The 26,791-nt window shown below is 57.5% G+C and carries 22 protein-coding genes; 13 read left to right on the top strand and 9 right to left on the bottom strand.

All coding sequences use genetic code 11. The features are described from left to right. Window positions 1-258 precede the first annotated feature (258 nt). Window positions 259-675 carry a YccF domain-containing protein gene (locus N7220_RS09840; RefSeq protein ID WP_283151279.1) on the top strand — a complete coding sequence of 139 codons (417 nt, stop codon included), beginning with the start codon at window positions 259-261 and terminating at the stop codon, window positions 673-675. 70 nt (window positions 676-745) lie between these two features. Further along, a complete protein-coding gene (locus tag N7220_RS09835) occupies window positions 746-1,576 on the top strand; it encodes a DUF1223 domain-containing protein (protein WP_283151278.1) in 831 nt (276 codons plus the stop codon). A 365-nt stretch (window positions 1,577-1,941) separates the two neighbouring features. Here N7220_RS09835 and N7220_RS09830 read toward each other — a convergent pair whose 3' ends face one another. After that, window positions 1,942-2,493, bottom strand: a complete 552-nt coding sequence (locus tag N7220_RS09830) for a hypothetical protein (protein WP_283151277.1) — start codon at window positions 2,491-2,493, stop codon at window positions 1,942-1,944. A gap of 289 nt (window positions 2,494-2,782) precedes the next feature. On the opposite strand from N7220_RS09830, the gene N7220_RS09825 reads away from it, so the two are divergent. Next, entirely contained in the window at window positions 2,783-3,169 is a 387-nt protein-coding gene (locus tag N7220_RS09825) for an aggregation-promoting factor C-terminal-like domain-containing protein (protein WP_283151276.1), read from the top strand. An 8-nt stretch (window positions 3,170-3,177) separates the two neighbouring features. Beyond that, a complete protein-coding gene (locus N7220_RS09820) occupies window positions 3,178-3,645 on the top strand; it encodes a hypothetical protein (protein ID WP_283151275.1) in 468 nt (155 codons plus the stop codon). 47 nt (window positions 3,646-3,692) lie between these two features. Here the strand turns inward: N7220_RS09820 and N7220_RS09815 are convergent, their stop codons facing one another. Together N7220_RS09815 and metH are read right to left on the bottom strand one after the other, a co-directional pair. Continuing rightward, complete coding sequence (locus tag N7220_RS09815; RefSeq protein WP_283151274.1) at window positions 3,693-4,304, bottom strand: LysE family translocator; 612 nt, start codon at window positions 4,302-4,304, stop codon at window positions 3,693-3,695. 144 nt (window positions 4,305-4,448) lie between these two features. Then, a complete protein-coding gene (gene metH, locus N7220_RS09810) occupies window positions 4,449-8,171 on the bottom strand; it encodes a methionine synthase (RefSeq protein ID WP_283151273.1) in 3,723 nt (1,240 codons plus the stop codon). A gap of 308 nt (window positions 8,172-8,479) precedes the next feature. Between metH and fabI the strand changes: the two genes are divergently transcribed. The 4 genes from fabI (at window position 8,480) to N7220_RS09790 (ending at window position 12,223) form a co-directional block, all read left to right on the top strand. Beyond that, a complete protein-coding gene (fabI, locus tag N7220_RS09805; RefSeq protein ID WP_283151272.1) occupies window positions 8,480-9,250 on the top strand; it encodes an enoyl-ACP reductase FabI in 771 nt (256 codons plus the stop codon). Window positions 9,251-9,596: 346 nt separating this feature from the next. Continuing rightward, the gene (locus N7220_RS09800; RefSeq protein WP_283151271.1) at window positions 9,597-10,574 is read left to right on the top strand and encodes a quinone oxidoreductase family protein; all 978 of its coding nucleotides are present in this window, start codon (window positions 9,597-9,599) and stop codon (window positions 10,572-10,574) included. Window positions 10,575-10,730: 156 nt separating this feature from the next. Next, window positions 10,731-11,294 carry a YqiA/YcfP family alpha/beta fold hydrolase gene (locus N7220_RS09795; protein ID WP_283151270.1) on the top strand — a complete coding sequence of 188 codons (564 nt, stop codon included), beginning with the start codon at window positions 10,731-10,733 and terminating at the stop codon, window positions 11,292-11,294. 2 nt (window positions 11,295-11,296) lie between these two features. Next, window positions 11,297-12,223: a Dyp-type peroxidase gene (locus N7220_RS09790; RefSeq protein ID WP_283151269.1), complete on the top strand. Its 927-nt coding sequence runs from the start codon at window positions 11,297-11,299 to the stop codon at window positions 12,221-12,223. 324 nt (window positions 12,224-12,547) lie between these two features. Here N7220_RS09790 and N7220_RS09785 read toward each other — a convergent pair whose 3' ends face one another. The 4 genes from N7220_RS09785 to N7220_RS09770 form a co-directional block, all read right to left on the bottom strand. Next, window positions 12,548-13,147, bottom strand: a complete 600-nt coding sequence (locus tag N7220_RS09785) for a glutathione S-transferase family protein (RefSeq protein ID WP_283151268.1) — start codon at window positions 13,145-13,147, stop codon at window positions 12,548-12,550. A gap of 14 nt (window positions 13,148-13,161) precedes the next feature. Further along, window positions 13,162-14,466, bottom strand: coding sequence for an Hsp70 family protein (locus tag N7220_RS09780; RefSeq protein WP_283151267.1), 1,305 nt, complete (start codon window positions 14,464-14,466; stop codon window positions 13,162-13,164). Window positions 14,467-14,569: 103 nt separating this feature from the next. After that, window positions 14,570-15,943, bottom strand: coding sequence for a tRNA uridine-5-carboxymethylaminomethyl(34) synthesis GTPase MnmE (gene mnmE / locus N7220_RS09775; RefSeq protein WP_283151266.1), 1,374 nt, complete (start codon window positions 15,941-15,943; stop codon window positions 14,570-14,572). 103 nt (window positions 15,944-16,046) lie between these two features. Next, window positions 16,047-17,270: a multifunctional CCA addition/repair protein gene (locus N7220_RS09770; RefSeq protein WP_283151265.1), complete on the bottom strand. Its 1,224-nt coding sequence runs from the start codon at window positions 17,268-17,270 to the stop codon at window positions 16,047-16,049. Window positions 17,271-17,495: 225 nt separating this feature from the next. Here N7220_RS09770 and N7220_RS09765 point away from each other — a divergent pair, with 225 nt between their 5' ends. Further along, window positions 17,496-18,533, top strand: coding sequence for a zinc-dependent alcohol dehydrogenase family protein (locus N7220_RS09765; protein WP_283151264.1), 1,038 nt, complete (start codon window positions 17,496-17,498; stop codon window positions 18,531-18,533). Between the two features lie 70 nt (window positions 18,534-18,603). Here the strand turns inward: N7220_RS09765 and ilvA are convergent, their stop codons facing one another. Further along, on the bottom strand, window positions 18,604-20,124 hold the full coding sequence (gene ilvA / locus N7220_RS09760) for a threonine ammonia-lyase, biosynthetic (protein ID WP_283151263.1): 1,521 nt from the start codon (window positions 20,122-20,124) through the stop codon (window positions 18,604-18,606). A 507-nt stretch (window positions 20,125-20,631) separates the two neighbouring features. Here ilvA and N7220_RS09755 point away from each other — a divergent pair. The 4 genes from N7220_RS09755 (at window position 20,632) to metW (ending at window position 25,629) form a co-directional block, all read left to right on the top strand. Continuing rightward, window positions 20,632-21,354, top strand: coding sequence for a 16S rRNA (uracil(1498)-N(3))-methyltransferase (locus N7220_RS09755; protein ID WP_283151262.1), 723 nt, complete (start codon window positions 20,632-20,634; stop codon window positions 21,352-21,354). Between the two features lie 660 nt (window positions 21,355-22,014). Then, window positions 22,015-23,796, top strand: a complete 1,782-nt coding sequence (gene msbA, locus N7220_RS09750; protein WP_283151261.1) for a lipid A export permease/ATP-binding protein MsbA — start codon at window positions 22,015-22,017, stop codon at window positions 23,794-23,796. Window positions 23,797-23,887: 91 nt separating this feature from the next. Further along, a complete protein-coding gene (gene metX, locus N7220_RS09745) occupies window positions 23,888-25,027 on the top strand; it encodes a homoserine O-succinyltransferase MetX (RefSeq protein ID WP_283151260.1) in 1,140 nt (379 codons plus the stop codon). Further along, entirely contained in the window at window positions 25,024-25,629 is a 606-nt protein-coding gene (gene metW, locus N7220_RS09740) for a methionine biosynthesis protein MetW (protein ID WP_283151259.1), read from the top strand. The genes metX and metW overlap by 4 nt, the downstream gene beginning before the upstream one ends. Before the next feature lie 105 nt (window positions 25,630-25,734). On the opposite strand, the gene N7220_RS09735 is transcribed toward metW, so the two are convergent. After that, window positions 25,735-26,670 carry a peptidyl-prolyl cis-trans isomerase gene (locus tag N7220_RS09735; protein ID WP_283151258.1) on the bottom strand — a complete coding sequence of 312 codons (936 nt, stop codon included), beginning with the start codon at window positions 26,668-26,670 and terminating at the stop codon, window positions 25,735-25,737. Window positions 26,671-26,791 lie beyond the last annotated feature (121 nt).

The following is a 26,791-nucleotide window of genomic DNA, read 5'->3' as shown; positions in this document are numbered from 1 at the left end:
CCGAAACCGAGAAATAGTTGTGTCGGATCAAGGGTGTAGAGTGAATCGAGAGCCTGTAGCCCGGATTCACAATCCGGGAGCAATGCCTGGATGTCGTGCGCCCAGTGGCGGGTCACACACGGCCATCCCGGATTATGAATCCGGGCTCCGGTGGTACTTTCTGCCATTTGTGGCGTCCCAAACTGCAAATTTCCACAACCCCGCTATGATGCAGGTTTGTCGTTCATCACCAGAAAAACAGCAAAGGGGAAACGGGTCATGCGCTTCATCGGTAACGTGTTGTGGTTTGTGCTGGGCGGGTTCTGGATGGGCCTGGGCTGGTGGCTGGCGGGGCTGATCGCTTTTGTCACCATTATTGGTATTCCTTGGGGCCGTTCTTGCTTTGTGATTGGCAGTTTTGCGTTCTGGCCGTTTGGCAAAGAAGCCGTGAGCCGCAGGCATGTGAACGGGTTTCACGATGTAGGCACCGGGCCGTTGGGCTTTATTGGCAACGTATTGTGGTTTCTGTTTTTTGGCTGGTGGCTGGCCATTGGCCACGTCACTGCCGCGCTGGTTAACTTCATTACCATCATCGGCATTCCATTTGGCATTCAGCATTTGAAACTGGCGGTAATTGCGTTGGCGCCCATTGGCCAGACCGTGGTGCCGGTCGGGCATCGCGCCACGGTGCGTTGATCCGGCCGATTGTCATAAAGAGCAGGCGCGCGCGACTAATCGGTCATGCTTTCATGCAAAGAGGTCCAACATGCGCGCGTCTTGCCCTTCTCGTTCCACCTCTATTTTCAAAACCCTGAGCGCCACGCTGGCGCTGCTGTTGGCGGCGCTGGCACCCATGCAAGCACTGGCTGCCGCCGCTGCGTGTACCGCCCAAAGCAGTCCGCATCGGGCCGCTTTGGTGCAGTTGTTTACCTCCGAAGGCTGTTCCGATTGCCCTCCTGCCGATCAGCGTTTGAATACGCTCGGTAATGCGCCCATGGCCAGCAACAGCGGTCAGCAAGTCATCCCGCTGGCATTGCATGTTAACTATTGGGATAACCTGGGCTGGCGTGATCCGTTCGCACAGCCTGAGTTTGGTGATCTGCAAAGCTGGATGGTGGATGTCACCGGCGGCCACGTGGTGTACACGCCGCACTTCTTTGTAAATGGCACGCCGTATCTGGATTGGCGCAGCAAGCTCGATGTGGTGTTTGGCCAAACCTTTAGCCAAAACGCGCCAGCCAGTGTGCAATTGCAGGTGCAGGCACTGGGCAATAATCAACTCAGCGTGCATACCGTGGTTTCTGCCATCAAAACCGCCAAACCAACAGAGCCACTGCAACTGCGGCTGGCGGTGACTGAGGGCAATCTGGTCTCGCATGTGCAGGCGGGGGAAAACGGTGGGGTCACGCTAAACCATGCGCACGTAACGCGAGTGCTGAGCCCCCCAATTGCACTGAGTGATCAAGGTGCCTCAATCCAGACTACGCTTTCGCTACCGCCTGCCACGGGCAAGATCGTCCGGGTGGTGGCCTATGTGCAGAACAGCAAAACGGCAGAGGTCTTGCAGGCGGTGACTACGGCGGATTGCGCGCGTTAACCGGTGAACAACATCCAGCAAAAAACCGGCGCATGGCCGGTTTTTATTGAAGCAAACTCCGCGCAATTACTTGCCTTTGGCGGGTTCTACTTTGGGCATGAAAGTGCCCGGAGGTGCTAGCGGGGTGCGGTCCTTTTTCGGTTTTTTGACTTCTTTGTTACCGCGAATTTGACCTTTGGCCATGGTAGTTCTCCTGGCAGCCCAGCCGATCTGGCGGCTGGTGATGCGGTTACAGGTTGATTCCTGCAGCTAGCCCGCCGTACAAAACAACGGGAGCATCTCGCCAGATGACTATAGGCTGATCCAGCGCCAGGCGGGCTTTTATCTTGTAGCGCCCGCCTGCGATCCCGCTAAAACGAGGCTAATTACCTGGCAGCAGTTTCTGTGCCGGAAGCGTCAACACCCTTGGGTGTTGGTTCTTCCTTGATTTGATAGCTGGGGTCGCTCACCCAGCGGCCCAGATCCTTGGCAATTGCTGTCGCGCTGCGGTCCAGAATGGAACACGTGCCTTTGAAGCCGCCGAACATGCCACCGGTAGTCCAGCGGTTAATGTTGGTCTGGCGCGTTACCTTGCCTTGGTCCAGCAACTCAGCCTTTACCGAGATGCTCTTGGGGCCAGACCACGCACCGCCGCCCACGCCCATTACATAAGTAATCTGCACGCGCAGCACCGACGCACCCTTGGCATCTGCCGCGCTGGCTGCCGTACCCACGCCAGTGCCATTGAGCTTGCCCAGCGTTGGGCCGATGTGGCTTTCCAGCATGTTTTCAATTTTGCATTCTTGCTTGACCTGTTCCACAACGCTGGCACCCGGCGCGTAAGCGATCGGCGATTCCAGTAATACCGGAGTGGACAAAGTAGAAGCCATGGCTTGCGCAGTGCAAGCCAGCAGAGCAACCGACAACAGTTTTTTCATTAGTCTTGAATCCGGTTTATAGGCAGAAAGCGCACCGGGCGAACGTAGAGATGCGCTAACGCACCAGCCCGCCAGTTGCTGATTATTTGAGCGGCGTATCTTACCCGAAAATTTCCTGATTCAAGCGGTGATTAACAGATAGATGTGAGCGGGTTGTATTGTTACCCAAGGCATAAGCGGCCCCAATCGACCATACGTGAGCACAAATTCCCAAAATTTGACGGGATTGAATTACAGCTAGTCAGGCGGTACGGTGGAGCACCTTTTCAATCTTCCTGACCGATTCGAAATGAGTTCAAAACACGCCCACAACCACCGCCAGATTAAACACCGTAAAAGTCAGTGGTCAGAGAAAAGTCCGCTAACCGTACCCTACGAATCGCAAGAGGCCTTGCGTGAAGCGATGCGGCTAGAGGGGGTTTCAGCTGCTGAATATAACGATCTGCTGTGGATCATGGCGCAGGAGTCCGGTGGGGTGGTCAACGCTCATAACTCTGCGTCCTCCGCACGCGGATTATTCCAGTTGTTACAGGCGCAGTACGATCTCAACCCGCACGGTGCAAATTCATTTGGCAACCCGGTTGAAGAATGTCAAGGCGGTATTCATTACATCATGGGCCGTTACCATTCAGCCTCAAATGCGAAAGCATTCTGGCAAACCCACCATTGGTATTAAAAAATCATATGCGCCCGCTGATTTCCGCCGTTCTGTGCTACCTGCTGCACGTTACTGTCGCGAGTGCCCAAATCAATCCGGGTTTTGCAGATTATTCGGTAACGGTAATTCCCCCGAACAAGCCCGCTCAAGTGCAACTGGCCGACGCCCAGAGCCGTCGTTACGCGTCCCGGTTACGGGAAGCCGGACACAGTAAGCCCAACTTTGCCGGGCATTACGTGTTGGCTTCCTGGGGCTGCGGCGCTTCTTGTCAGATGACCGCCGCAATCGATGCGAAAACCGGCTCGGTAATCTGGCTACCGTTTACGGTCTGTTGTTGGGATATAAATATTCAGCAGCCGCTGGAATTCAAAACAAACAGCCGTTTGCTGATAGTGCATGGCGCTCGAAACGAAAGGGGTAATGGCACGTATTTTTATGAATTTGACGGCAAGCGGTTCAAGTTGCTGGCTGAGCGAACAAAGCCGGCCACGTAGCCATCCCATAAGAAAATACCCACAAGTTTCCCCCTTCGCTCGGCAGGTTAGCGCTCAGTCAACGCAAGCTTGAGGCCCAGACCCACAAAGGCCGCAGCGAAGGTTCTGCGCATCCAGGTCAGAACTTTTGGACTTGAAATGATGTGGTCGCGAACAGCAGCGGCAAATACGCCGTAAATGCTGAATACAACAAACGTCATCGCCATGAAGACCAGCGACAACTCGATCATGCCTGGCAAGAGATGGGGCTCGCTGCTGCCGACGAATTGCGGCAGGAACGCAAAGAAGAAGATCGACAATTTAGGGTTGAGCAGATTAACCAGAATGGCAGACCAGATGACCTCCATGCTGGAGCGCGGGGTGTTGTCGGTATCAACTTTCAAGGTGCCATGTTCCTTCAAAGTCATCCAGGCCATGTACAGCAGATAGGCCACGCCAGCATATTTCACGGTTTCGAAAGCGACTGCGCTGGTATGCAGCAGCGCCGCGAGCCCGGTAATGGCGGCCAGCATGTGCGGCACAATCCCGAGGGTGCAACCAAACGCGGCTACGATGGCAGCCTTGGCCCCGCGGGTAAGACCGGCGGAGAGCGTAACCAGTACACCGGTGCCTGGGGACGCAACAATAACCAGAGATGTCAGCAGAAACTCAGGGCTCATCGCTATTCTCCAGATCAATTTCACCAACCCCGGTGACTAAAAACTGTCAGATATCCGGTTAAGCCGGGAGACGGCATGGGGAGGAAGTGCCCAAGCCGTGCAGCTAGAAATGTATGCCGGACAGCCTTTGTTTTACACGGCGTTTTACGCGTTATAACCCAAATTCGGCGCCAAATCCCGCTCCGCCTGTTCCACCGTCACCCCACGCCGTTGCGCGTATTCCTCCACTTGATCCTTGTTCACTTTCCCGACCGCAAAATACTGCGATTGCGGGTGGCTGAAGTAGAAGCCGCTTACCGCCGCCGTAGGCAGCATGGCGTAGCCTTCGGTGAGTTGCATGCCGATGGATGTGGCGTCCAGGATTTCAAACAGGCCGGTTTTGGCAGTGTGGTCCGGGCAGGCGGGGTAGCCGGGGGCGGGGCGGATGCCGGTGTATTTTTCGTCGGTCAGTTCGTCCACATTCAGGTGTTCATCGGCGGCGTAGCCCCAGAGTTCTTTGCGTACTTTTTCGTGCATGTATTCGGCAAAGCCTTCGGCAAAACGGTCGGCCAGGGCTTTGACCATGATGGCGCTGTAGTCGTCGTTGGCGTCTTCAAACGCTTTAACGTGCGGATCAATGCCTATGCCGCCGGTGACGGCAAACGCACCAATGTAATCAGTTTTGCCGCTGTCTTTGGGGGCGATAAAGTCGGCCAGACACCAGTTAGGTTTGCCTGCGGCTTTCACGTTTTGCTGGCGCAGGTTGTGCCAGGTCATCAGTGTGTTACCGGTGGCCGGGTCGTAGATTTCGATGTCTTCGCCATTCACGCTGTTGGCGGGGAACAGCCCGACCACGCCGTTGGTGGAGATCCACTTACCGGCAATCAATTGCTTGAGCATGGCTTGCGCATCGGCAAACAAGGCGCGGGCGGATTCGCCGACCACTTCGTCTTGCAGAATCTTCGGGTACTTGCCGAACAGCTCCCATGCGTTAAAGAACGGGCTCCAGTCGATATACGGGGCGATGTCTTCCAGCGGCACGTTTTCAAACTTCATCACGCCCAGTTTGTTGGGTTTGGGCGGGGTGTACGCGGCCCAGTCAAAACCGGTGGCCGGGGCAAAGCCGTTGGCGCGGGCGGTGGAGATCGGCAGGAATTTGGTGCGATCTTTATTGGCGTGGATGGTACGGATGTTCTCGTATTCCGCGCGCAGTTTGTCCACAAACGCGGGCTTGAGATCGTCGCTCAGCAAGTTGGAGCACACACCCACGGCACGCGACGCATCCGGCACGTACACCACATTGCCTGCCGGGTAGCCCGGCTCAATCTTCACGGCGGTATGCACTTTGGAGGTGGTGGCGCCGCCAATCAGCAGCGGCAGGGTAAAGCCCTGGCGTTGCATTTCTTTGGCCACGTGCGCCATTTCTTCCAGGCTGGGGGTGATCAGGCCAGACAGGCCGATCATATCCGCACCGATTTCTTTGGCGGTATCCAGAATTTTCTGCGCAGGCACCATCACGCCCAGGTCAGTGACTTTGTAGTTGTTACAGCGCAGCACCACGCCGACGATGTTCTTGCCGATGTCATGCACGTCGCCCTTGACCGTTGCCATCACGATATTGCCCTTGGCCGGCGCGTCTTGCAGGCCCATGGCAATTTTTTCTTCCTCGATAAAGGGTTCGAGGTGGGCCACCGCGGCTTTCATCACGCGGGCGGATTTCACCACTTGCGGCAAGAACATCTTGCCTGCGCCGAACAGATCGCCCACATGGTTCATGCCGTTCATGAGCGGGCCTTCGATCACGTGGATCGGGCGTTCGGCGTTCAAGCGGGCTTCTTCTGTGTCTTCCACGATGAAGGTGGTAATGCCTTTGACCAGCGCGTGGGTGATGCGCTCCTGCAATGGCAACTGGCGCCAGCTCAGGTCTTCCCCCTTGGCTTGGCTGGCATCGCCCTTGAAGGACTCCGCCAGCGCGATCAGCACCTCGGTGCTGGCCAGCGGGTCGGATTGGTCACCGCGCATCAACACCACGTCTTCGATCGCGTCACGCAGGGTTTGCGGCACTTCTTCGTACACTTCCAGCGCCCCGGCGTTGACGATACCCATCGTCATGCCTTTTTGAATGGCGTGGTACAGGAATACGGCGTGGATTGCCTCGCGTACTTTGTTGTTGCCGCGGAAGGAGAACGACACGTTAGACACGCCGCCCGAAATCTTGGCGTGCGGCAGGTTCTGTTTGATCCAGCCGGTAGCCTCTATAAAGTCCAAGCCATAGCGGGCGTGTTCTTCAATGCCGGTGGCGACCGCAAAAATGTTCGGGTCAAAGATGATGTCTTCAGGCGGAAAGCCGATCTCGTCCACCAGAATGCGATAGCTCTTTTCGCAAATCTCGATTTTGCGGGCGTAGGTATCGGCCTGGCCGACTTCGTCAAATGCCATCACGATCACCGCTGCGCCGTACATACGCAGCAAGTGGGCGTGGTGCTTGAATTGCTCCACGCCTTCTTTCATGGAGATCGAGTTGACGATGCACTTGCCCTGCACGCACTTCAGGCCCGCTTCGATTACGCTCCATTTGGACGAGTCGATCATAATCGGCACGCGGCTGATATCAGGCTCGGCGGCGATCAGGTTCAGGAAGGTGACCATGGCTTTATGGGCGTCCAGCATGCCCTCGTCCATATTGATGTCGATCACTTGCGCGCCCGCTTCCACCTGCTGACGGGCGACGTCGAGCGCGGTGGCGTAATCGCCGTTCAGAATCAGCCGGGCAAAGGCTTTGGAGCCGGTAACGTTGGTACGCTCGCCCACATTCACAAACAGGTCGCTGTCGCCAATGTTGAATGGCTCCAGGCCAGACAAGCGACACTTGGCTTCAATTTCCGGCAGCTTGCGCGGGGGCAGGTCTTTCACGGCGGCGTAGATGGCGGCGATGTGTTCTGGTGTGGTGCCGCAGCAGCCACCGATCACGTTCACCAGGCCGTGCTCGGCCCATTCCTTGACCTGTGTGGCCATGGTTGCGGCGTCCAGATCGTAACCACCAAAGGCGTTGGGCAAACCGGCGTTGGGGTGGACTGATACGTAGGTGGCAGAAACGCGAGACATCTCTTCCACGTACTGGCGCAGCAAGTCCGGGCCCAGCGCGCAGTTCAAGCCAAAGGTCAGCGCGTCGGCGTGATTCAGGCTGTTGTAGAAGGCCTCGGTGGTCTGGCCGGTGAGCGTGCGGCCAGATTGGTCGGTAATGGTGCCGGAGATCATCACCGGCAGGCGCTCGGCCTCGGGGTGATCATCAAAGTATTTGTGGATGGCAAAGACGGCGGCCTTGGCGTTCAAGGTATCGAACACCGTTTCGACCAGCAGCAAATCTGCGCCACCTTTGACCAGGCCATCAATGGCTTCAGTGTAGCTTTCTACCAGCTCATCAAAAGTGACGTTCCGAAAGCCTGGGTCGTTTACATCGGGCGAGATGGAACAGGTGCGGTTGGTTGGCCCCAACACGCCCGCGCAATAACGTGGTTTGTTTGGTGTTTTGGCGGTTTGCGCCACGCACAGGTCTTTTACCAGCTTGGCGGAGGCGTAGTTCATCTCCCACACCAGTTCTTCCATACCGTAATCGGCCATGGCAATGCGGGTGCCGTTGAAACTGTTGGTTTCAATGATGTCGGCACCGGCATCCAGATACGCCTGGTGGATGTCGCGGATGATGTGTGGCTGGCTCAGCACCAGCAGATCGTTGTTGCCTTTCAGATCGCTGGGCCAGTTGGCAAAACGTTCGCCGCGATAATCGGCCTCTTGCAGCTCATAACGTTGAATCATCGTGCCCATGGCGCCATCCAGGATCAGGATGCGTTGGTCTAGCTGTTTTTGCAGGTCGGCGGCACGGGTCATTGGCTTGATTCTCAAGGTGTTATGGCGAAGCTATTCACGTAGGGTGCGCATTCATGCGCACCGTGGTTCCGCGTTCGCACGTTAAAACGTGCAAACCCTACCAGGTGGAAGGCTAGGGCAAGGCGAATCGGCAATTTTAACATGAGGGCGAACGGTGAAACCCAAAGTGTGTGTTGTGTGGTGCGGGTGGTTTACCGGCGGGTTCTGCACCGGATTGTCACCGCTGCCAATATTTCGGCTTGCGGTGATCCAGCGGCGGGCTCATAACGAAAGCTTGCTACACGCTAGCCGCGAGAGGAAATCCATCCATGTCTGAACAAACACTGGCCGGGCAAGTTGCCTTGGTTACCGGTATTGCCAATGCCAACTCGATTGCCTACGGCGTCGCGAAGGCGCTCAAAGCACGCGGGGCGGAGCTGGTGCTGACCTATCTGAACGGCCGCACGCGGGACTTTGTGGCGCCATTGCTGGACGAACTGAAACCCGCGCTGTTTCTGGAGTGCGATGTGCAAGTGCCCGGCAGCATGGAGGCTGTGTTTGCCGAGATCGACGGGCGCTTTGGCAAGCTGGATATCGGCATTCATTCCATTGCTTTTGCGCCGATGGATGATCTGCATGGCCGCATTGTCGATACCTCACGCGAGGGCTTTTTGCAGGCGATGGATATTTCCTGCCACTCATTCGTGCGACTGGCGGCACTCGCTGAGCCCTTGATGAAAACGGGCGGCACCCTCATCACCATGAGTTACTACGGCGCGGAAAAGGTTGTGCCCAACTACGGCGTGATGGGGCCGGTAAAGGCGGCGCTGGAATCCACTGTGCGCTATATGGCCAACGAACTCGGCCCCAAAAAGATACGCGTGCACGCCGTTTCGCCCGGTCCGGTGCGTACCCGCGCGGCCAGCGGCATCCGTGAGTTTGATTTGTTGATTGATGAAGCCGCCCGCAAAGCGCCGCTGGGTGAGCTGATTGATATTGATGACGTGGGCGCTGCGACGGCGTTTCTGTGCGAACCTGGCGCGCGGCGCATGACCGGCACGACCTTGCACGTGGATGGCGGCATGCACATCCTGGCATGATCGTTGCATGAATGGGCGGCTGGTCGAAGTGAGCATGTAGCCCGGATGAAGTGCAGCGAGAGTCCGGGAGCAATATTTGCGAGGTGCGCGTTGTTGATCTGGTCTCCTCGGCAGCCCCGGATTCTCGCTGCCCCACTGCGACTGTTCCATGTGGCATCTGATGGCTGTGTGGGGGTACCCCCGAGGGGCAACGCTACATCCGGGCTACCGACGGGCATTACGCGATGCGGACTGGTTACCGGGCAATCTCACCCGGCCATCTGGCAAACGCTATGATGAAAGCAGTCTGGGTCATCAAGACCCAGGCGCCAATAACAAGAACGAAAGCAGTAAAAGGAGAAACGAAATGACGAAAGCCCATGCCATCCGTTTTGAGCAGACCGGCGATGCCTCTGTTCTGCGTTATAGCGAAGTCACTCTGCCCGAGCTGGCGCCAGGCGAAGTCCGTCTGCGCCACACCGCCGTCGGGGTGAACTTTGTGGATACCTATCACCGCAGCGGTTTGTATCCGGTGCCGTTGCCGTCGGGTCTGGGCCAAGAGGCCGCAGGCGTGGTCGAAGCGCTGGGGCCGGATGTCACCGAGTTCAAAGTCGGTGATCGCGTGGCATATGCGGGCGGGCCGATTGGTTCGTATTCCACCCACCGCAATATCCCGGCAGCGCGGCTGGTGCCGGTGCCAGAGGCCGTGCCGGATGAAATCGCCGCCGGTACCTTGCTGCGCGGCATGACTTGCCAATACTTGCTCAAGCGCACCTTCAAGGTTGAGGCAGACATGACGATTTTGATCCACGCCGCAGCGGGTGGCGTGGGCCAGATTGCTACACAGTGGGCCAAGGCGCTGGGCGCCACGGTGATTGGTACGGTGGGTTCGGCGCAAAAGGCCGAGCTGGCCAAGCCGCATTGCGATCACGTCATTAATTATTCCAGCGAACATTTTGCCGAACGTGTGCGCGAAATCACCGCAGGCAAAGGCGTGCCGGTGGTGTATGACGGCGTGGGTGCAGCCACCTTCAATGGCTCGCTCGATAGTCTGGCGCTGCGTGGCATGCTGGTGAGCTTTGGCAATGCGTCTGGCCCGGTGCCGCCGTTTCCACCGGGGATTTTGTCGCAAAAGGGCTCGCTGTACTTCACTCGTCCCTCGCTGGCCCATTACACCGCCACCCGCGAGGAATTGCTGGCCACGGCGGCGGATTACTTTGCGGTGCTGGCCAGCGGCCAGGTCACCGCGCAGGTGCATCAGCGTTATGCCCTGGCTGACGCTGCCAAGGCCCAGCGTGACCTGGAAGGGCGCCAGACCACCGGTTCAATTGTTCTACTGCCGTAAGCGCCAATAATCTGCCGCTCTGGCCGATTTGCCCGGCATGCCTGACTACGGCATGCCGGTGTGCAAAGCGCTGCAGCGGCTTCTGGAACAGTTTTGCCAGCGCGCCTAACCGGGCGTTTGAACTGGTCTTGCCGAGGTTCCACCATGGTTCACCTGATGTATCTCCACGGATTTTTATCCAGCCCGTTCTCACAAAAAGCCAATGAAAGCGCTGTCTGGATGGCCGAGCACGGCTATTCGGATTATTTTCACTGCCCGCAATTGCCCATGGAACCGTACGAGGCCGGCAAAGAAATCCAGGCCGCGCTGGAACGCCTGCACGGCGAGCAGGTCTGCTTTATTGGCAGTTCACTGGGCGGTTACTTTGCCAATTGGGCGGTCGAGGAATTTGGCGGCAAAGCGGTACTGGTTAATCCGGCAGTACACCCGTACATCATGATCAAGCAGTATGTCGGGCAACAGCGCAATTACCAGACGGGTGAAATCCATATGATTGATGCCGCATTTGGCGAGCATCTGAAAACATACGAGCGCAGCGTCAGCGATCCATCGCGTTACTGGTTAATGGTGCAAACCGGCGATGAAACGCTGGATTACCGGGAATCGGTGACCAAATACGCGGGCTGCGCACAAACCGTCATCGAAGGCGGGGATCATTCGTTCCAGGGGTTTGGCGAGTATCTGCCGCTCGTTTGGGACTTTGCACAAGGAGGAAGTTAGTTATGTCTACGCCACAGCGCGGTGTTTTGCCTGCCGCGTCCACGCACGCTATTTTTCTGACGATGCGGCGCCGCCTTGGCCGGCGTGGCGATCAAGCATTACGGGCCATTCTGGGCAAGTTTCCGGAACAGATCGACGTACTGGCTGCGGGTAATCCGGATGCGCAAATCAGCGCGGTGGTGGCCATTGGCAGCGATTGCTGGGCAGAAATTTTTGAGCACGGTCGCCCGGCCGGTTTGCGGCAGTTTCCACGTATTCCGGGTGCCATCCACCCGGCTCCCGCTACGGATGGCGACTTGCTGCTGCATATTCGCGGTGAGCGCTACGATCTGATATTTGAATTTGCCGATCACTTTGCCTCGCAAATGGGCGAGTGGTTTGAAGTGGTGGAGTCGATCAGCGGGTTCCGCTACCGCGACCGGCGCGATCTGACCGGTTTTGTCGATGGCACCGAAAACCCGGAAGGCGATGAAGATCGCACCCACGCTGCAGTAGTCGGTGAAGAAGACCCCAACTGGTTGGGTGGGAGCTATGTGCATACCCAGCGTTACGTGCACCGGCTGGAGCAGTGGCACAAGCTGCCGGTGAAGCAGCAAGAAGCAACCATTGGCCGTACCAAAGCCCACAATGTTGAACTGGAAGACGAGCACAAACCGCTCACCGCGCATATCTCGCGCGTGGTGATTGAAGAGAACGGCGAAGAACTGGAAATGCTCCGCCACTCTTTGCCCTACGGCACGCCGGGAGGGGATCGGGGTTTGATGTTTACCTCTTACTGCCGCACGCCAGAGGTATTCGAAAAAATGCTGACCCGCATGGTCGCCCCGACGTTTGATGGCCGGGTGGATCACATGCTCAATTACACGCGGGCGGTGACGGGCGGATCGTTCTTTGCCCCAAGCCGGGAGGCTTTGGCACGGTTGGGGTGAGCGCTATGAGTAGTGTGTAATACGCCAGCTTGGGTATTGCACCAGCCACTTCGTAGCCCGGATGAACCGTAGCGATAATCCGGGGTGGAATATCGGTAAATTCAACCGTCCGTGACCTGTTGAACCGTTGCAACCCCGGATTCCCGTTGCACTCCATCCGGGCTACGGACTTGGGTATTGCGCCAGCGATTTTGTAGCCCGAATGAAGCCGTAGGCGGGAATCCGGGGCGCCATATTGGCAAATCAGATGCGTTTACCCATGGCCACATTGTCACCCCGGATTCTCGTTACACTTCATCCGGGCTACAGGTTGGGTTAACTGGCTCAGCCCATCTCCACATAGCCAGGCTGCGATGCAACGCGCTCCAGCCAACCGCGCACCGCCGGGAACGGCTCCAGATCAATCAGCCCTTCATGTGCCTTGTGCGTGTAGGCATACAGCGCGATATCGGCGATCGAGTAGCGCTCGCCAACAAAATAACGGCGCTCGCTCAAGTGCTGTTCCATCACGCGTAACACACTCTCGCTATTGCGGATTTTCTGCTGCAACTCGGCTTCGCGCTCGGCTGGGCGACCGGCAAAGTGCACGATAAACCGCGCCACGGCAATTTGCGGCTCATGGCTGTATTGCTCAAAAAACAGCCACTGCATGACCTGGGCTTGTTCCAGCCGGTCTTCCGGGAACAGCGTGGAGCCTTGTGCCAGGTAATACAGAATGGCGTTCGACTGCGGCAAAAAGCTGGTCGCCGAAATCTGCAATACCGGCACCTGGCCGGCCGGGTTCATCGCCAGAAACTCCGGGCTGCGGGTGGCGCCACCCATCATGTCCACTTCGTTCCAGGTGAATGGTTTTTCCAGCTGGGCGAGGGTGAGTTTGACCTTGTAACAGTTACCCGACTGGGCAACGCCGTGAACGGTATACATGCAGGACTCCGGAATTAGCCGAACTTGCGGCTGGCATCAATGGCCAGACCGGCACCAATACTGCCGAACAAATCACCTTCTACATGGCGCGCTGCTGGCAACAAAGCGGAAACGCGCTGACGCAGCAAAGGCACGCCACTGGAACCACCGGTAAAGAACACGGTGTCGACCTGATCGGCGCGCACGCCCGCATCGGTCAGCAGGTTGTTCACGGTTTGTTCAATGCGGGTGATCTGACCCTCAATGGCGCCTTCAAATTCGTCACGCGTCACGTCGTGATACAGCCCGTCTTCGATGCGATCCAGTTCCAGGTGGTGAATGGATGCATCTGATAGCGCAATTTTCGTTTCTTCCGCGCGCATGGCCAGCCAGTGGCCGGTGCGGCGCTGGATCAGATTCAACAAGCGATCCAGCGAGGTGCGGGTCTGGTCGCCCGAATCGCGGAACACATCCTGCAGTTCGGTCCAGATTTTGCGGGTGTAAACAAAGTTGATGGTGTGCCAGGTCGCCAGGTTGAAGTAATAGCTGGACGGTACTTCCGAGTTGTTCTTCAGGCGGCTGTGATAACCCAGCAGCGGCATGATGGAACTCAGGCTCAGCGATTTATCAAAGTCCGTACCGCCAATATGCACGCCGCCATTGGCCAGAATGTCGCCACGGCGCTCCAGCTGGCGCGCGCGTTCTGGCGATAAACGCAGCAGCGAGAAGTCAGATGTACCACCGCCGATATCCACAATCAGCGTCAATTCTTCGCGTTGTAGTGTGCTTTCAAAGTCGAACGCGGCGGCGATCGGTTCAAACTGGAATTCCACATGTTTCAGGCCGTTGGCGCGGGCGATATCGGCGAGGATGTCTTGCGCCAGTTGGTCGGCGGCAGGGTTGTCATCGACAAAATGCACCGGGCGACCCAGCACCGCGCTATCAAAGCCACGACCGGCCGATGTTTCCGCGCGGCGTTTCAGTTCACCAATGAAATGACCCAGAATGGTGCGAAAAGACAACGAGCGCCCTTGCACTTCGGTCTGCAAATCCATCAAACCGGTGCCCAGAATGCTCTTGAGCGAGCGCATCAGACGGCCTTCGTAGCCTTCCAGGTACTCGCCCAGCGCGGCGCGGCCAAAGCTGACGGTGTCTTCTTCCATATTGAAGAACAACATCGAAGGCAGGGTGGTTTTGCCGTCTTCCAGCGCCAGCAGATTTGGCGCGCCCGGGCGAACCCAGCCGACGGTGGAGTTGGACGTACCAAAATCGATACCGCAAGCGTTGGCGGCGGTAACGGCAAGGTTGTGTTGTTCTGCTGCGGTGACTGAGTGATTCAAGGTGCTTCCTGACTAATCTGAGAGCCGTTAACAAAACCGCCCCAGCTGTGTTGAACGCATTGCCGGGACGATTTTGTTAACGACTCGAGTGCTATTTACTGACTTACTTACCAATGCAAAACCGGCTGAAAATTACGCCCAGCAAGTCGTCCGAGCTGAATTCGCCGGTAATTTCGTTCAATGCCAGCTGCGCCAGGCGCAGTTCTTCGGCAAACAGTTCCAGTGCATAAAACGCTTTACCGGCGTTTTCCAGATGTTCCGCGCCACGGCGGATGGAATCCAGATGGCGCTCGCGGGCGATAAACACACCTTCACTGGCGCCATGCCAGCCAGCCATTTGCAACAGCCTGCCACGTAACGCATCCAGTCCGCTGCCAGACTGGGCGGAAACATGCACTTCGTTTTCGCCGACAACACCGGCGCTTTCCCCGGTCAGGTCGATCTTGTTGAAAACGCGCAAGACCGGCAGCGTAGCAGGCAGACGTTGCAAAATAGCTTCGTCGTGCGCGGTGATGCCCTCGCGGGAATCAAGCAATAACAGGGCCAGATCGGCTTTGTCGAGCGCTCGCCATGTGCGCTCAATGCCAATTTGCTCCACCGTATCGGTGGTTTCGCGCAAACCGGCGGTATCAATAATATGCAACGGCACGCCATCGAGCTGAATCAGTTCACGCACTGTGTCGCGCGTGGTGCCGGCGATCTCGGTCACGATGGCGACTTCTTCACCCGCCAGCGCATTCATCAGGCTGGATTTCCCAACATTGGGCTGGCCGATCAGCACCACGTGCATGCCTTCGCGCAGCAAGCGGCCCTGGCTGGCGGTGGCCAGCACTCGTGCCAGTTGCGCTTGCAGATCATTCAGCTTGCCGCGGGCGTTGGCCGCTTCGAGGAAGTCGATGTCTTCCTCAGGAAAATCAATTGTTGCCTCAACCAGCATGCGCAGGTTGATCAGTTGTTCCACCAGCGTGTTGATCTCACGCGAGAATGCGCCATCCAGCGATTTGAGCGCTGAGCGCGCCGCAGCCTCGGATTGCGCATCGATCAGATCGGCCACGGCTTCGGCCTGTGCCAGATCGAGCTTGCCGTTCAGGAACGCACGTTTGGTGAACTCGCCTGGCTCGGCATGGCGCGCACCCAGTTCGACGCAGCGCGCCAGCAACATGCGCAACACCACCGGGCCACCGTGGCCTTGCAATTCCAGCACGTTTTCACCGGTGAACGATTGTGGGTTGGGGAAGTACAACGCCAGACCTTCGTCGATCACTTCGGCATCCGCCGCTTTGAACTTGGCAAAATGCGCGTGGCGCGGTGCGAGTTCACGCCCGATCAACCCGGCCACAATCGCGCCCAAATCCTGCCCGGATACACGGATCACGCCCACGCCGCCCCGACCGGGAGCAGTGGCAATAGCAGCGATGGTATCAGGGTGATAAAGCACGGTTTGTGAGTCTTTGCTGACAGCTAAGTGGTTGATCATACATGGATTGCCACCTCATGCCCCGGTCATGCCCGGTGCGCGAAGGGCAGGCATTTTAAATCGAAGCGGCCGCTTTGCGATGTTTAATCTGCTACACGGCGCTTCAGACGTGTTTTAGTTCGGTCATTTTTGCAGCAATGGCCTGTTTGCGGGCCGCGGCGACCAGGTCGGGAATCTGCGCTTTATCGGGTGCGGACTGTGCAATGGCACCCGCATCCACGCCACGCGCCGCAGCCAGCAAATCCCGCAAATAAGCGGCTTGCGGATAGGCGCGACTCTCAAAACCCAAGCGCCCACGGGCGTCGGCTTCGCAGGCATCCAGCATCTGGCCAAAGCGATCCGGCTTGCGCAGCCCATCGCAGCGCTGCAACAAGGCCAGCACGGTTTCAGCGCGTAATTCCAGCGCCCGATGCACATTGGTGTGATCACGGCAGACCATGATTGCCAGATCGCGACAATCTGATGGCGCCCGAATGCGCTCGCAGAATTTCTCCACCAGCGGCACACCCTTGGCTTCATGCGCGATATGCGAGGGCAGAATGTGCTCTGGCGTAATCGCCTTGCCCAGATCATGGCACAGCGCGGCAAAGCGCACGGTCAGCGGGTGCTTTTGCTGCGCGGCGTAGTCGACCACCATCATCACATGCACGCCGGTATCGACTTCCGGGTGGTGATCGGCCCGTTGTGGCACGCCAAACAAGGCGTCGATCTCTGGCATAACGCGCGCCAATGCGCCGCATTCACGCAGGATATTGAACATGCGCGAGGGTTTGTCTTCCGTCAGCCCCTTTGCGACTTCCTGCCACACACGCTCGGGCACCAGATGATCTGCTTCACCATTGGCCACCATCTGGCGCATCAAGTCCATGGTTTCGGGCGCGACATCAAAATCAAAACGCGCGGCAAAACGCGCCAGCCGCAAAATACGCACCGGGTCTTCGATGAACGCAGCGGATACGTGTCGCAGCAAGCGCGCCTGCAGGTCTGCCTGGCCATTGAACGGATCGGTAATCTGGCCAGATTCATCCTCGGCCATGGCGTTGATGGTCAGATCACGGCGCAGCAGGTCTTCTTCCAGTGTCACATCGGGCGCGGCGTAGACGGCAAAACCGGTATAGCCGTGGCCGGATTTGCGCTCGGTGCGGGCTAGCGCGTATTCCTCGTAGGTTTTCGGGTGCAGAAACACCGGGAAATCCTTGCCGACCGGTTTGTAACCGGCAGCCAGCATTTCATCCGGCGTGGCGCCCACGACGACCCAATCCACATCTTTCACTGGCAAACCCAACAAGCGGTCGCGCACTGCGCCGCCGACACGATAAACCTTCATGGTTGCCTTCTTCGCTCGACCCACAACGCAAAATTAGCTTGAACAAAAACGCAAAGCCACCGGCAATGCGACTTGTGATTGTAGCGCGGGTAGCAGATTCCGGCGGGCAGACCGCTCATCCCATTTATTTACAAGGATATTGATCTGGCTGCGGTCGCATTCGCTGGCCCTTTGTCCAAAGCGCATATGGTGGATTTACCGATTGCATTAGCAAAGGAGATTTTCATGAAAGCACTTATCTACGGCGGCCCTGGCAAAATCACGCTGGAAGAACGCGCTCGCCCGGAGCTCAAGGCTAACGATGATGCCATCGTGCGCATCACCAAAACCACTATCTGTGGCACCGATTTACATATCATCAAGGGCGACGTGCCCACCTGCACGCCGGGGCGCATTCTGGGGCACGAAGGTGTGGGCGTGGTCGACGAAGTAGGCGCCGGCGTTACGGCGTTCAAGCCGGGTGATCGGGTGCTGATCTCCTGCATTACCTCTTGCGGCAAATGCGATTTCTGCAAAAAGGGCATGTACTCGCATTGCACTACTGGTGGCTGGATTCTGGGGAATGAAATCGACGGCACCCAAGCTGAGTTTGTGCGCATTCCACATGCCGATACCAGCTTGTATCCGCTCCCGGCGGGCGTGGAAGAAGAAGCGCTGGTGATGCTCAGCGACATTCTCCCGACCGGTTTCGAGTGCGGTGTACTCAACGGCAAGGTGGAGCCCGGTTCGACCGTAGCCATTGTCGGTGCCGGGCCGGTCGGTTTGGCGGCGCTGCTCACGGCACAGTTCTATTCACCAGCCCGGATCATCATGGTTGATCTGGACGATAACCGCCTGCAGGTGGCCAAGGGCTTTGGCGCGACCGATACCGTCAACAGCGGCAGTACAGACGCAGTAGCGGTCATCATGGCGCTGACTGACGGCAAAGGTGTGGATACAGCGATTGAAGCCGTGGGCGTACCGCCGACGTTTGCCTTGTGTGAAAGCATCATCGCTCCCGGCGGCAATATCGCGGTGCTGGGCGTGCATGGGGTGAAAGTCGATTTGCATCTGGAAAAACTGTGGAGTCACAACATCACCTTGCGCACGCGGCTGGTGGATACAGTAACCACGCCGATGCTGCTCAAGACCGTGGTCGCGGGCAAGATCGACCCCAAGCGCTTGATTACGCACCACTTCAAACTCACGGATATGCTGGCGGCCTACGAGACCTTTGGTAAAGCGGCTGATAACCGGGCGTTGAAGGTAATTATCGAAGCCTGATCTGCGGCATGGCGCATAAAAAAAGCGAGGACATTTGCCCTCGCTTTTTTGTTTTGCCGTTACTGCGCACTCACCCCAGGAACAACTTATACGCCGCGTTATCCGTTTCAATCCAATGTGGATAACCCAGTTTTTCCAGGAAGCTGGCAAATGCGGCGTCGTCTTCTGCCGGCACCTGAATACCTACCAGCGTGCGGCCATAATCGGCGCCGTGATTGCGGTAGTGGAACAACGAAATATTCCACGACCCAACCATGCTGTTCAAAAAGTTGAGCAGCGCGCCCGGCCGCTCCGGAAACTCGAAGCGCAACACGCGTTCGTTATCCACTTGCGGTGCATGGCCACCTACCAAATGGCGCACGTGCAGCTTGGCCAGTTCGTTATCGGTGAGATCAACCGCTGCTAACTTTTCCGCGGCCAGTTTCTCGATCAACTCCGTGACTTCCGCCCGGTTCTGGATTTGCAGTCCGACAAACACGTGTGCCTGGTCTTTGTCGCTGTAGCGGTAGTTGAACTCGGTGATATTGCGCGAGCCAATGGCACTGCACAGCGCGCGGAACGCACCTGGGCGCTCGGGCAGCGTGACCGCAATTACCGCTTCGCGCTCTTCGCCTAGCTCGGCTTGTTCGGCCACATAACGCAAACGGTCGAAGTTCATGTTCGCGCCTGAGGTGATGGCGACAAAGGTTTGTTCGGTGATTTTCTCGCGTGCTGCCCAAGCCTTCATCCCGGCAATCGCCAACGCGCCGGACGGTTCCAGGATCGAGCGGGTTTCTTCGAACATGTCTTTGATCGCCGCACACATGGCATCGGTATCGACCAGGATCACTTCATCCACCAGATCGCGACACAGGCGGAACGTTTCTTCGCCCACCTGTTTCACCGCCACGCCATCGGCAAAAATGCCCACTTGTGGCAGCACCACGCGCTCGCCCAGTTTGAGCGAGAGGTACATGGCGTTGGCATCAGTCGGCTCTACACCGATGATTTTCACGTTCGGGCGCAGACGTTTCACATACGCAGCCACGCCCGCAATCAGGCCGCCACCACCAATCGGGATAAAGATGGCATCCAGTTTGCCGGAATGTTGGCGCAGGATTTCCATGCCGATCGTACCTTGCCCGGCAATGACGTCGGGATGGTCGTATGGGTGGATGAAAGTGGCGCCGGTTTCTTCGGCCAGATTCACCGCGCTCTGATAACAGTCGCTGAACGAATCGCCGACCAACACGGCTTCTGCGCCGCGACGGGTGACTGAATCGACCTTGATGTTGGGCGTGGTGGTCGGCATGAAAATGGTGGCGCGGCATTTGAGCAATTGCGCTGAGTGCGCCACGCCTTGAGCATGGTTACCGGCCGATGCCGTCACCACGCCGCGTTCCAGTTCGGCAGGCGTCAGTTGGGCCATGCGGTTGTAGGCACCACGAATCTTGAACGAAAACACCGGCTGCATATCCTCGCGTTTAATCAACACGTGGTTCCCAATACGGCGCGAAATGTTCGGCGCAATATCCAGCGGGGTCTCAATGGCGGCTTCGTACACGCGCGCGGTGAGGATTCGTTCCAGATAATCGTTCGTGGTGTCTGACATATGTAGTGCCCAACTAATTAAGAGTGGGTAGGGCCTTGCATTGTAGCCATAAGCGCATGCATCAGTCATGGCGCAATCAGCGTGGATTTTGCGCAGTACAGTGGGGAAATCCGCGATGGGGTGTTGGCGAGGGTAATTGGGCGAAGGTAAGGCCGGGTCACCGTGCTGATTTCACAACCACTTTCGTCATCCCCGACCTGGGCGGTCCCTTTGACGGGAATCCAGTGGCAATGCCAACCGGGCACCCGCAGCTTGCGTTGTCCCCCACACATTTCGGATCTGGTTCTCGTAGCCGGCCAAGCAAGCACAATCATCCGTTTCCAGTTTCGTAGCCCGGATGAAGCCGCAGGCGGGAATCCGGGGACCACCCTGTGCCAACGGACCACGCGCCGCCCCTGGCCCACCCAATATTGCCCCCGGATTCTCGCTAATGCTTCATCCGGGCTACATGGCCACTTGGGACTCTGCCAGAATACGCACTTCACCGCTTCGCTCCGGATTTGCGCCATGCCCCGCTTTTTTGTAGATCACCCGCTTGCTGTAGATACCGCTTTCAACCTGCCTGAAGGCCCCGCCCGGCATGTGCAGGTGGTGCGCATGCAACCGGGTGAGACGATCACCTTGTTCAATGGTCAGGGCGGCGAGTACGAAGCGCGCATTACCTTGATGGGCAAGCGCGATGTAGCGGTGATTGTGACCGGTTTTAGCGCCGCTGAACGCGAATCGCCGCTGCGCACCGTGCTGATCCAGGCGGTGTCGGCAGCCGAGCGCATGGATTACACCATCCAGAAAGCCACCGAGCTTGGCGTGACCGAAATCCGCCCGATTCATGGCACGCATAGCCAGCAACGCTTGAGCGGTGAGCGGGCGGCCAAGCGACTGGCGCACTGGGAGGCGGTGGCGCAAGCCGCCTGCGAACAAAGTGGGCGTACGCGGGTGCCGGTGATTCATGGCGTGGCGACGCTGGAAGATGTGTTGGCTGATTTGCCGGCTGGTATGACGCGGTTATTGCTGGCTCCCGAGGCCGATGCGCGCCTGGCCACGCTGGCCAAACCGGCTGCGGGCGTTGTGATTCTGGTGGGGCCGGAAGGGGGCTTGAGCGAGGCGGAAGAAGCCACGGCGCGGGAGGCTGGGTTCACTGGCGTGGTGTTGGGACCGCGAATTTTGCGGACTGAGACGGCTGGGCCGGCGGTGCTGGCGGTGTTGCAGGTGATGTTTGGGGATTGTTGAGGGGGCGCTTTTGCGGAGAGGGTGAGGCAAGCGGTGCTGGTGTGTTGGCGTTAATTTCAACTTCAACATCTGAAGCTATTTTGTTAGTGCCTTTGGCACGTTTGTGAAAAGCGTTTGATACCCCGGGGTGCCGGGGAGCACGTTTCTTTCTTTTGCGTCGCCAAAAGAAAGAAACCAAAGAAAAGGCGACCCGGGACGCGAGCGTCCGACGGGGCCCAAGGTCAAAAGCCGAAACGAACAGACTGCCTATCTAGTGTCTTTGCGCGCATCCTGCGTTCCCTCGGTCGGCCGGAGCCTGAGGTCTCCGGCTCTCGGTCGGCGTGATCAGCTGCTTTGTTTGCCCGGTAAAAATCAAAAGTATCAACTGCGGGGTGGATTCGGCGCGCAGCGCCAACCCACCATTTGCGGACCTAAACGGCAACAGCCTCCTATATACCAATCCTCTCGTCATTCCCGACCTCGGCGGCTCCCTTGGCGGGAATCCAGCGTGACGGCGCTTTCCAGCACGCGCAACAACAAACAGAGCAACTCGGCCAATAGACGAAGTGCTTTTCCTCCAAGGTCACTACCGGGCATTCCCGTATACCCAAAACAAGCAAAACACTCGTAAGTACCCAGGCCGTTTATAATCAGCGTTTTGCGCCGAGCGAAGTCGCCCGAATGAGCAACAGCAACACCAGTCGTAACCTCTATTTCCGCATCCTGCGCCAGATCAAGCCGTACTGGGGCATGGTGATCATTTCCATGGTGGGCTTGGCGGTGTCTGCCGGGGTGGATGCCACGCTTACCCGCATGCTGCAGCCGTTGGTAGACCACAATTTGCGAGCCGATTCACTGGCACGGCGCGATGCGTGGATTCTGCCTGCCATCATTCTGGGTCTGGCCGTGCTGCGGCTGGTGTCCAATTTCTCCAGTGATTACTCCAGCGCCTGGTTGTCTTCCCGCGTCATGCACGACTTGCGCGAGCGCATGTTCAATCGCTTCATGCAATTGCCGGTGAAATATTTCGATCAGTCGTCCGTCGGCGTATTGGTGTCGCGCGTGACCTATGACGTGAACCAGATCATGGACGCTGGCGTGCAGGTGCTCACGGTGCTGGTGCGTGATTCCATGCTGGCGATCTTTTTGCTGGGCGTAATGGTTTCCACCGACTGGCAACTGACATTGCTGTGCCTGATTCTGCTGCCAGGTGTGGCGCTGAGTATCCGCTTTGTCGGCAAGCGCCAGCGCAAATTGTCGCGCGCTACGCAGTCATCAATGGGCGAGATGACCAGCATTCTGGATGAATCCCTTTCCGGCCAACGCATCGTCAAGATTTTCGGCGGCTTTAAATATGAAACGGCCCGCTTCTTCAACGTGAATAACCGTGTGCGCTCGCTGGCGGTGAAACGTGCGGCCACGTCTAGCACCAACTCGGGCCTGATCATGTTGCTGATCGGGATCACGTTGGCGGTCATCATTTATTACGCCAGTTTGCGGGCGCAATCGGGCGTGCTGACGGCGGGTTCGTTCGTGTCGTTCATGGTGGCGATGATGGCGTTGCAACAGCCGATCAAGAACATCACCAAGATCAACGAAAGCCTGCATCGCGGGCTGGCGGCGGCGGAGTCGGTGTTTGCGGTGCTGGATGAAGAAATCGAGAACGATACCGGCACGCATGCTATTGAGCGTGCTCGTGGCGAGTTGCAGATCGACAGGCTGTTGTTCCACTACGGCGACGATACCCGCCCGGCGCTGGATCACATTTCGTTGAATGTGGCGCCAGGCGAGTCGGTAGCGCTGGTCGGCAGTTCCGGCAGCGGCAAGACTACGCTGGCCAATCTGTTGCCGCGCTTTTACGACCCGGTTGGCGGCGCAATCCGCCTGGATGGCGTGTCGTTGGCCGATTACAAACTGCTCGACTTGCGCCGCCAGTTTGCGATGGTGAGCCAGGACGTCGTGCTGTTTAACGATACGGTCGCGGCCAATATTGCCTACGGCGATGCGCAACCCTCGCGTGAGCGCATCCATGCGGCGGCCCAAGCGGCGTTTGCGCTGGACTTCGTCGAGGCCATGCCGAACGGGTTTGACACCATGCTCGGCGAGAACGGTGTGCGTTTGAGCGGTGGCCAACGCCAGCGTCTGGCCATTGCCCGCGCCATTTACAAAGATGCGCCGATCCTGATTCTGGACGAAGCCACCAGCGCGCTGGATACCGAATCAGAACGCAAAGTGCAGGCGGCGCTAGAGAACCTCATGCGCAATCGCACTACCATCGTGATTGCGCACCGCTTGTCCACCATTGAAAACGTGGATCGCATTGTGGTGATGCAACAAGGCCGCATTATTGAAACTGGTCGCCACGCCGATCTGATCGGCAAAGGCGGCCCGTATGCGCATATGCATGCCGTGCAGTTTGCCAGCGAAGAAAGCGTGCCACAGGCCAAGCCAGAACAGCTGTAACGAGCGAATGACGAACGGTTTTAACGTCGGGTGCCGTGCCAGACACCCGACGAGCCAGTCAGAACAAGAATATTGCCAACAGGACCGACCCATGACCAACCCGTCAAGCGTAGGGATTGTGACTGCCCAGAAGGCGGTTTTCGATCAGCCCATCGCTTTGTCCAGCGGTGTGACCTTGCCGCGCTATGAGCTGATGTACGAAACCTACGGCACGCTCAATGCCAATCGCTCCAACGCCATCCTGATCTGCCACGCGCTGTCGGGGCATCACCATGTGGCCGGCCGTTACGAAGAAACCGATAAAGCGCCGGGCTGGTGGGATAACATGATCGGGCCGGGCAAGCCGATCGATACCAATCGCTTTTTTGTGATTGGCGTAAACAACCTGGGCGGCTGTCATGGCTCGACCGGGCCGTCGTCGATTGATCCGGAAACCGGCACGCCGTTCGGTTCGCGTTTTCCGCTGGTGCTGGTTCGCGACTGGGTAGAAACCCAGGCGCGGCTGGCCGATCAGTTGGGTATTCATCAGTTTGCGGCGATCATCGGCGGCAGCTTGGGTGGCATGCAGGCGCTGCGCTGGACCATCACCTATCCGCAACGCGTGCGCCATGCGCTGGTGATTGCCTCCGCGCCCAAGCTGACTGCGCAGAATATCGCCTTCAACGATGTTGCTCGCCAGGCTATCCTCACCGACCCGGATTTTCATGGCGGCGACTTCTACGCCCACAACACCGTACCACGGCGCGGTCTGCGGCTGGCGCGCATGTTGGGGCATATCACGTATCTGTCTGATGATGGCATGGGCGAGAAATTTGGCCGCTTGTTACGCAGCGGTGAATATCGCTACAGCTACGAGGTGGAGTTCGAGATCGAATCGTACCTGCGTTATCAGGGCGACAAATTCTCGGATTACTTTGACGCGAATACCTATCTACTGATGACCAAAGCGCTGGATTATTTCGATCCGGCGCGTCATTACGGCGGCGATCTGGCCGTGGCGATGAAAGAAGCCATTGCCAAATTCCTGGTTATTTCGTTCACCACCGACTGGCGGTTTGCGCCGGAGCGCTCACGCGAGATCGTCAAAGCGTTGTTGGATGCCCGCAAACACGTGAGTTACGCCGAGATTGAATCTGCCCACGGTCACGATGCTTTCCTGATGGAGGATGAGCCGTATCACAAGATCATGCGGGCGTATCTGAACCGCGTGGCAGAGGAGGTCGGCGCATGAATGCACCAATGAACACGCAAAGCCTGCGCCCCGATTTGCGCAATGTGGCCGAATGGATCAAGCCCGATTCCACCGTGCTGGATCTGGGTTGCGGCGATGGTTCGCTGCTGTCCTGGCTGGCGGCCAACAAACGCGTGCAGGGTTATGGCGTGGAAATTGACGTCGATAGCGTCACCGCGTGCATTGAAAAGCACGTGGATGTGATCCAGACCGATCTGGAAAGCGGCCTTGGCACGTTTGAAGACAATACCTTCGATTTTGTGGTGCTGTCGCTGACCATTCAGGCCATGCACAACATTGAAAACATCCTGGCTGAAATGCTGCGGGTGGGCAAAACCGGCATCGTCACCTTTCCCAACTTTGGCTTCTGGGAAAACCGCTGGCAACTGGCGCTGGGCCGCATGCCGGTGTCGGAAACCATTCCCTACGAGTGGTACAACACGCCCAATATCCACTTATGCACCATTTATGACTTTGGGTTGCTACTGAACAAGCTGGGTATGCAAAGCACGGGTCAGATCGTGATGCATCAGGGTGCCACGGTGCATTTCTTGCCCAATCTGCGCGGTAGCCTGGCGCTGGTGCGGTTCGATAAAGTCTGAACTCACTCAGACTTGGAATAGCTATGAAAAAGGCCGCAAAGATGCGGCCTTTTTGCGTAACGAACCGGCGTTGGGATCAACTTCGGTCGTTATCTGCCAGGTGGTTCAATCATCGTCACTGTCGCTGTTACCACAGCCGCAACCGGATTCGTCTTTCAGGCCGAGTTCGGGCCATTTGACCTCAACCAATGGCGCGCCGGATTTCGGAGCAACTTTGATGGCGGCGTTCTTTCTCCAGCTATCGAACGGGTCATTGAAGTGGCGTTGGCTGCGAGCTTCCAGCGTCTCCTTCAAATCATCGTGCATTTCGGCCAGCGACGGCAGTTGTTCCGGATAAACCCGGCGCAATCTCAACACTTCCCAGCCCGATACCGTTTTCAGCACGCCAGTGTTTTCACCCGTTTTGAGTGCGAGCACGGCTTTAGCAACGCCTGCGTCATATTCCTGCATTTGCGGCAGGGTGACTTCAACGGAGTCCCGTATGTCACGAGAAGACTCAGGCTGTAACGGGTTGGGTCTTTCGGAAAAGGCGCGTTTGTTGGTTTGCAGCGAGGCCAGAAAATGGTCTGCCGCAGCTTTGTTGCTGAATAGGACGCGTTGCAGTTCGAATTGACGATTCTTGCTGTTTTCCTCGACTTTCTGTTTGTAGAGATCCGCGATTTGCTGCTCCGTGACCGCTTGCGGTACCGGCTGGGCCAGTGCAGCAGCGTACCAATAGCCATTTTGCCCGGCCAGCCGCATGAAGGTGGCAAATTCCGGCAGTTTTTCCAGCGAACGATCTTTAGTGAGTTGTTCAAAATGCTGGCGGTCGAGCACATTGTGGATTGCGGTTTTGAGCAAGCGGCTACGGGCGCATTCGCGCTCTTGCGATGAGATGTCGGCCCCTGTTCCGCAAGTACCTAATCCGAGCTCGGCCTTTTTGAAGGCCTCCAGATCAGATTCGTTGATGATTTCACCATTCACGCTGGCCGCCGGGGCCGCCAGTAGGTGACCACTCATCAGTGCAGCGAGCAGCGCGAGTGCAGGCTTGAAGTTACGCATGACATTTGTTCTTTGTGATTCAAGGGAACAGGCATAGTGCAGTGCATCGTTTTGATCTTCGCGGTAACAAGTCTGAAAATATTGTGGAAAAATCTGAAAAGCTAATGGGTAATGTTTTGAC

The sequence above is a fragment of the Silvimonas soli genome (genome assembly GCF_030035605.1).
Lineage (GTDB): Bacteria > Pseudomonadota > Gammaproteobacteria > Burkholderiales > Chitinibacteraceae > Silvimonas > Silvimonas soli.
This window is presented reverse-complemented; position numbering and strand designations above follow the sequence as displayed.

Coding starts and splice junctions, on each gene's coding strand:
- N7220_RS09840 (WP_283151279.1), top strand. CDS start 259: ATGCGCTTCATCGGTAACGTGTTGTGGTTTGTGCTGGGCGGGTTCTGG.
- N7220_RS09835 (WP_283151278.1), top strand. CDS start 746: ATGCGCGCGTCTTGCCCTTCTCGTTCCACCTCTATTTTCAAAACCCTG.
- N7220_RS09830 (WP_283151277.1), bottom strand. CDS start 2,493: ATGAAAAAACTGTTGTCGGTTGCTCTGCTGGCTTGCACTGCGCAAGCC.
- N7220_RS09825 (WP_283151276.1), top strand. CDS start 2,783: ATGAGTTCAAAACACGCCCACAACCACCGCCAGATTAAACACCGTAAA.
- N7220_RS09820 (WP_283151275.1), top strand. CDS start 3,178: ATGCGCCCGCTGATTTCCGCCGTTCTGTGCTACCTGCTGCACGTTACT.
- N7220_RS09815 (WP_283151274.1), bottom strand. CDS start 4,304: ATGAGCCCTGAGTTTCTGCTGACATCTCTGGTTATTGTTGCGTCCCCA.
- metH (WP_283151273.1), bottom strand. CDS start 8,171: ATGACCCGTGCCGCCGACCTGCAAAAACAGCTAGACCAACGCATCCTG.
- fabI (WP_283151272.1), top strand. CDS start 8,480: ATGTCTGAACAAACACTGGCCGGGCAAGTTGCCTTGGTTACCGGTATT.
- N7220_RS09800 (WP_283151271.1), top strand. CDS start 9,597: ATGACGAAAGCCCATGCCATCCGTTTTGAGCAGACCGGCGATGCCTCT.
- N7220_RS09795 (WP_283151270.1), top strand. CDS start 10,731: ATGTATCTCCACGGATTTTTATCCAGCCCGTTCTCACAAAAAGCCAAT.
- N7220_RS09790 (WP_283151269.1), top strand. CDS start 11,297: ATGTCTACGCCACAGCGCGGTGTTTTGCCTGCCGCGTCCACGCACGCT.
- N7220_RS09785 (WP_283151268.1), bottom strand. CDS start 13,147: ATGTATACCGTTCACGGCGTTGCCCAGTCGGGTAACTGTTACAAGGTC.
- mnmE (WP_283151266.1), bottom strand. CDS start 15,943: ATGATCAACCACTTAGCTGTCAGCAAAGACTCACAAACCGTGCTTTAT.
- N7220_RS09770 (WP_283151265.1), bottom strand. CDS start 17,270: ATGAAGGTTTATCGTGTCGGCGGCGCAGTGCGCGACCGCTTGTTGGGT.
- N7220_RS09765 (WP_283151264.1), top strand. CDS start 17,496: ATGAAAGCACTTATCTACGGCGGCCCTGGCAAAATCACGCTGGAAGAA.
- ilvA (WP_283151263.1), bottom strand. CDS start 20,124: ATGTCAGACACCACGAACGATTATCTGGAACGAATCCTCACCGCGCGC.
- N7220_RS09755 (WP_283151262.1), top strand. CDS start 20,632: ATGCCCCGCTTTTTTGTAGATCACCCGCTTGCTGTAGATACCGCTTTC.
- msbA (WP_283151261.1), top strand. CDS start 22,015: ATGAGCAACAGCAACACCAGTCGTAACCTCTATTTCCGCATCCTGCGC.
- metX (WP_283151260.1), top strand. CDS start 23,888: ATGACCAACCCGTCAAGCGTAGGGATTGTGACTGCCCAGAAGGCGGTT.
- metW (WP_283151259.1), top strand. CDS start 25,024: ATGAATGCACCAATGAACACGCAAAGCCTGCGCCCCGATTTGCGCAAT.
- N7220_RS09735 (WP_283151258.1), bottom strand. CDS start 26,670: ATGCGTAACTTCAAGCCTGCACTCGCGCTGCTCGCTGCACTGATGAGT.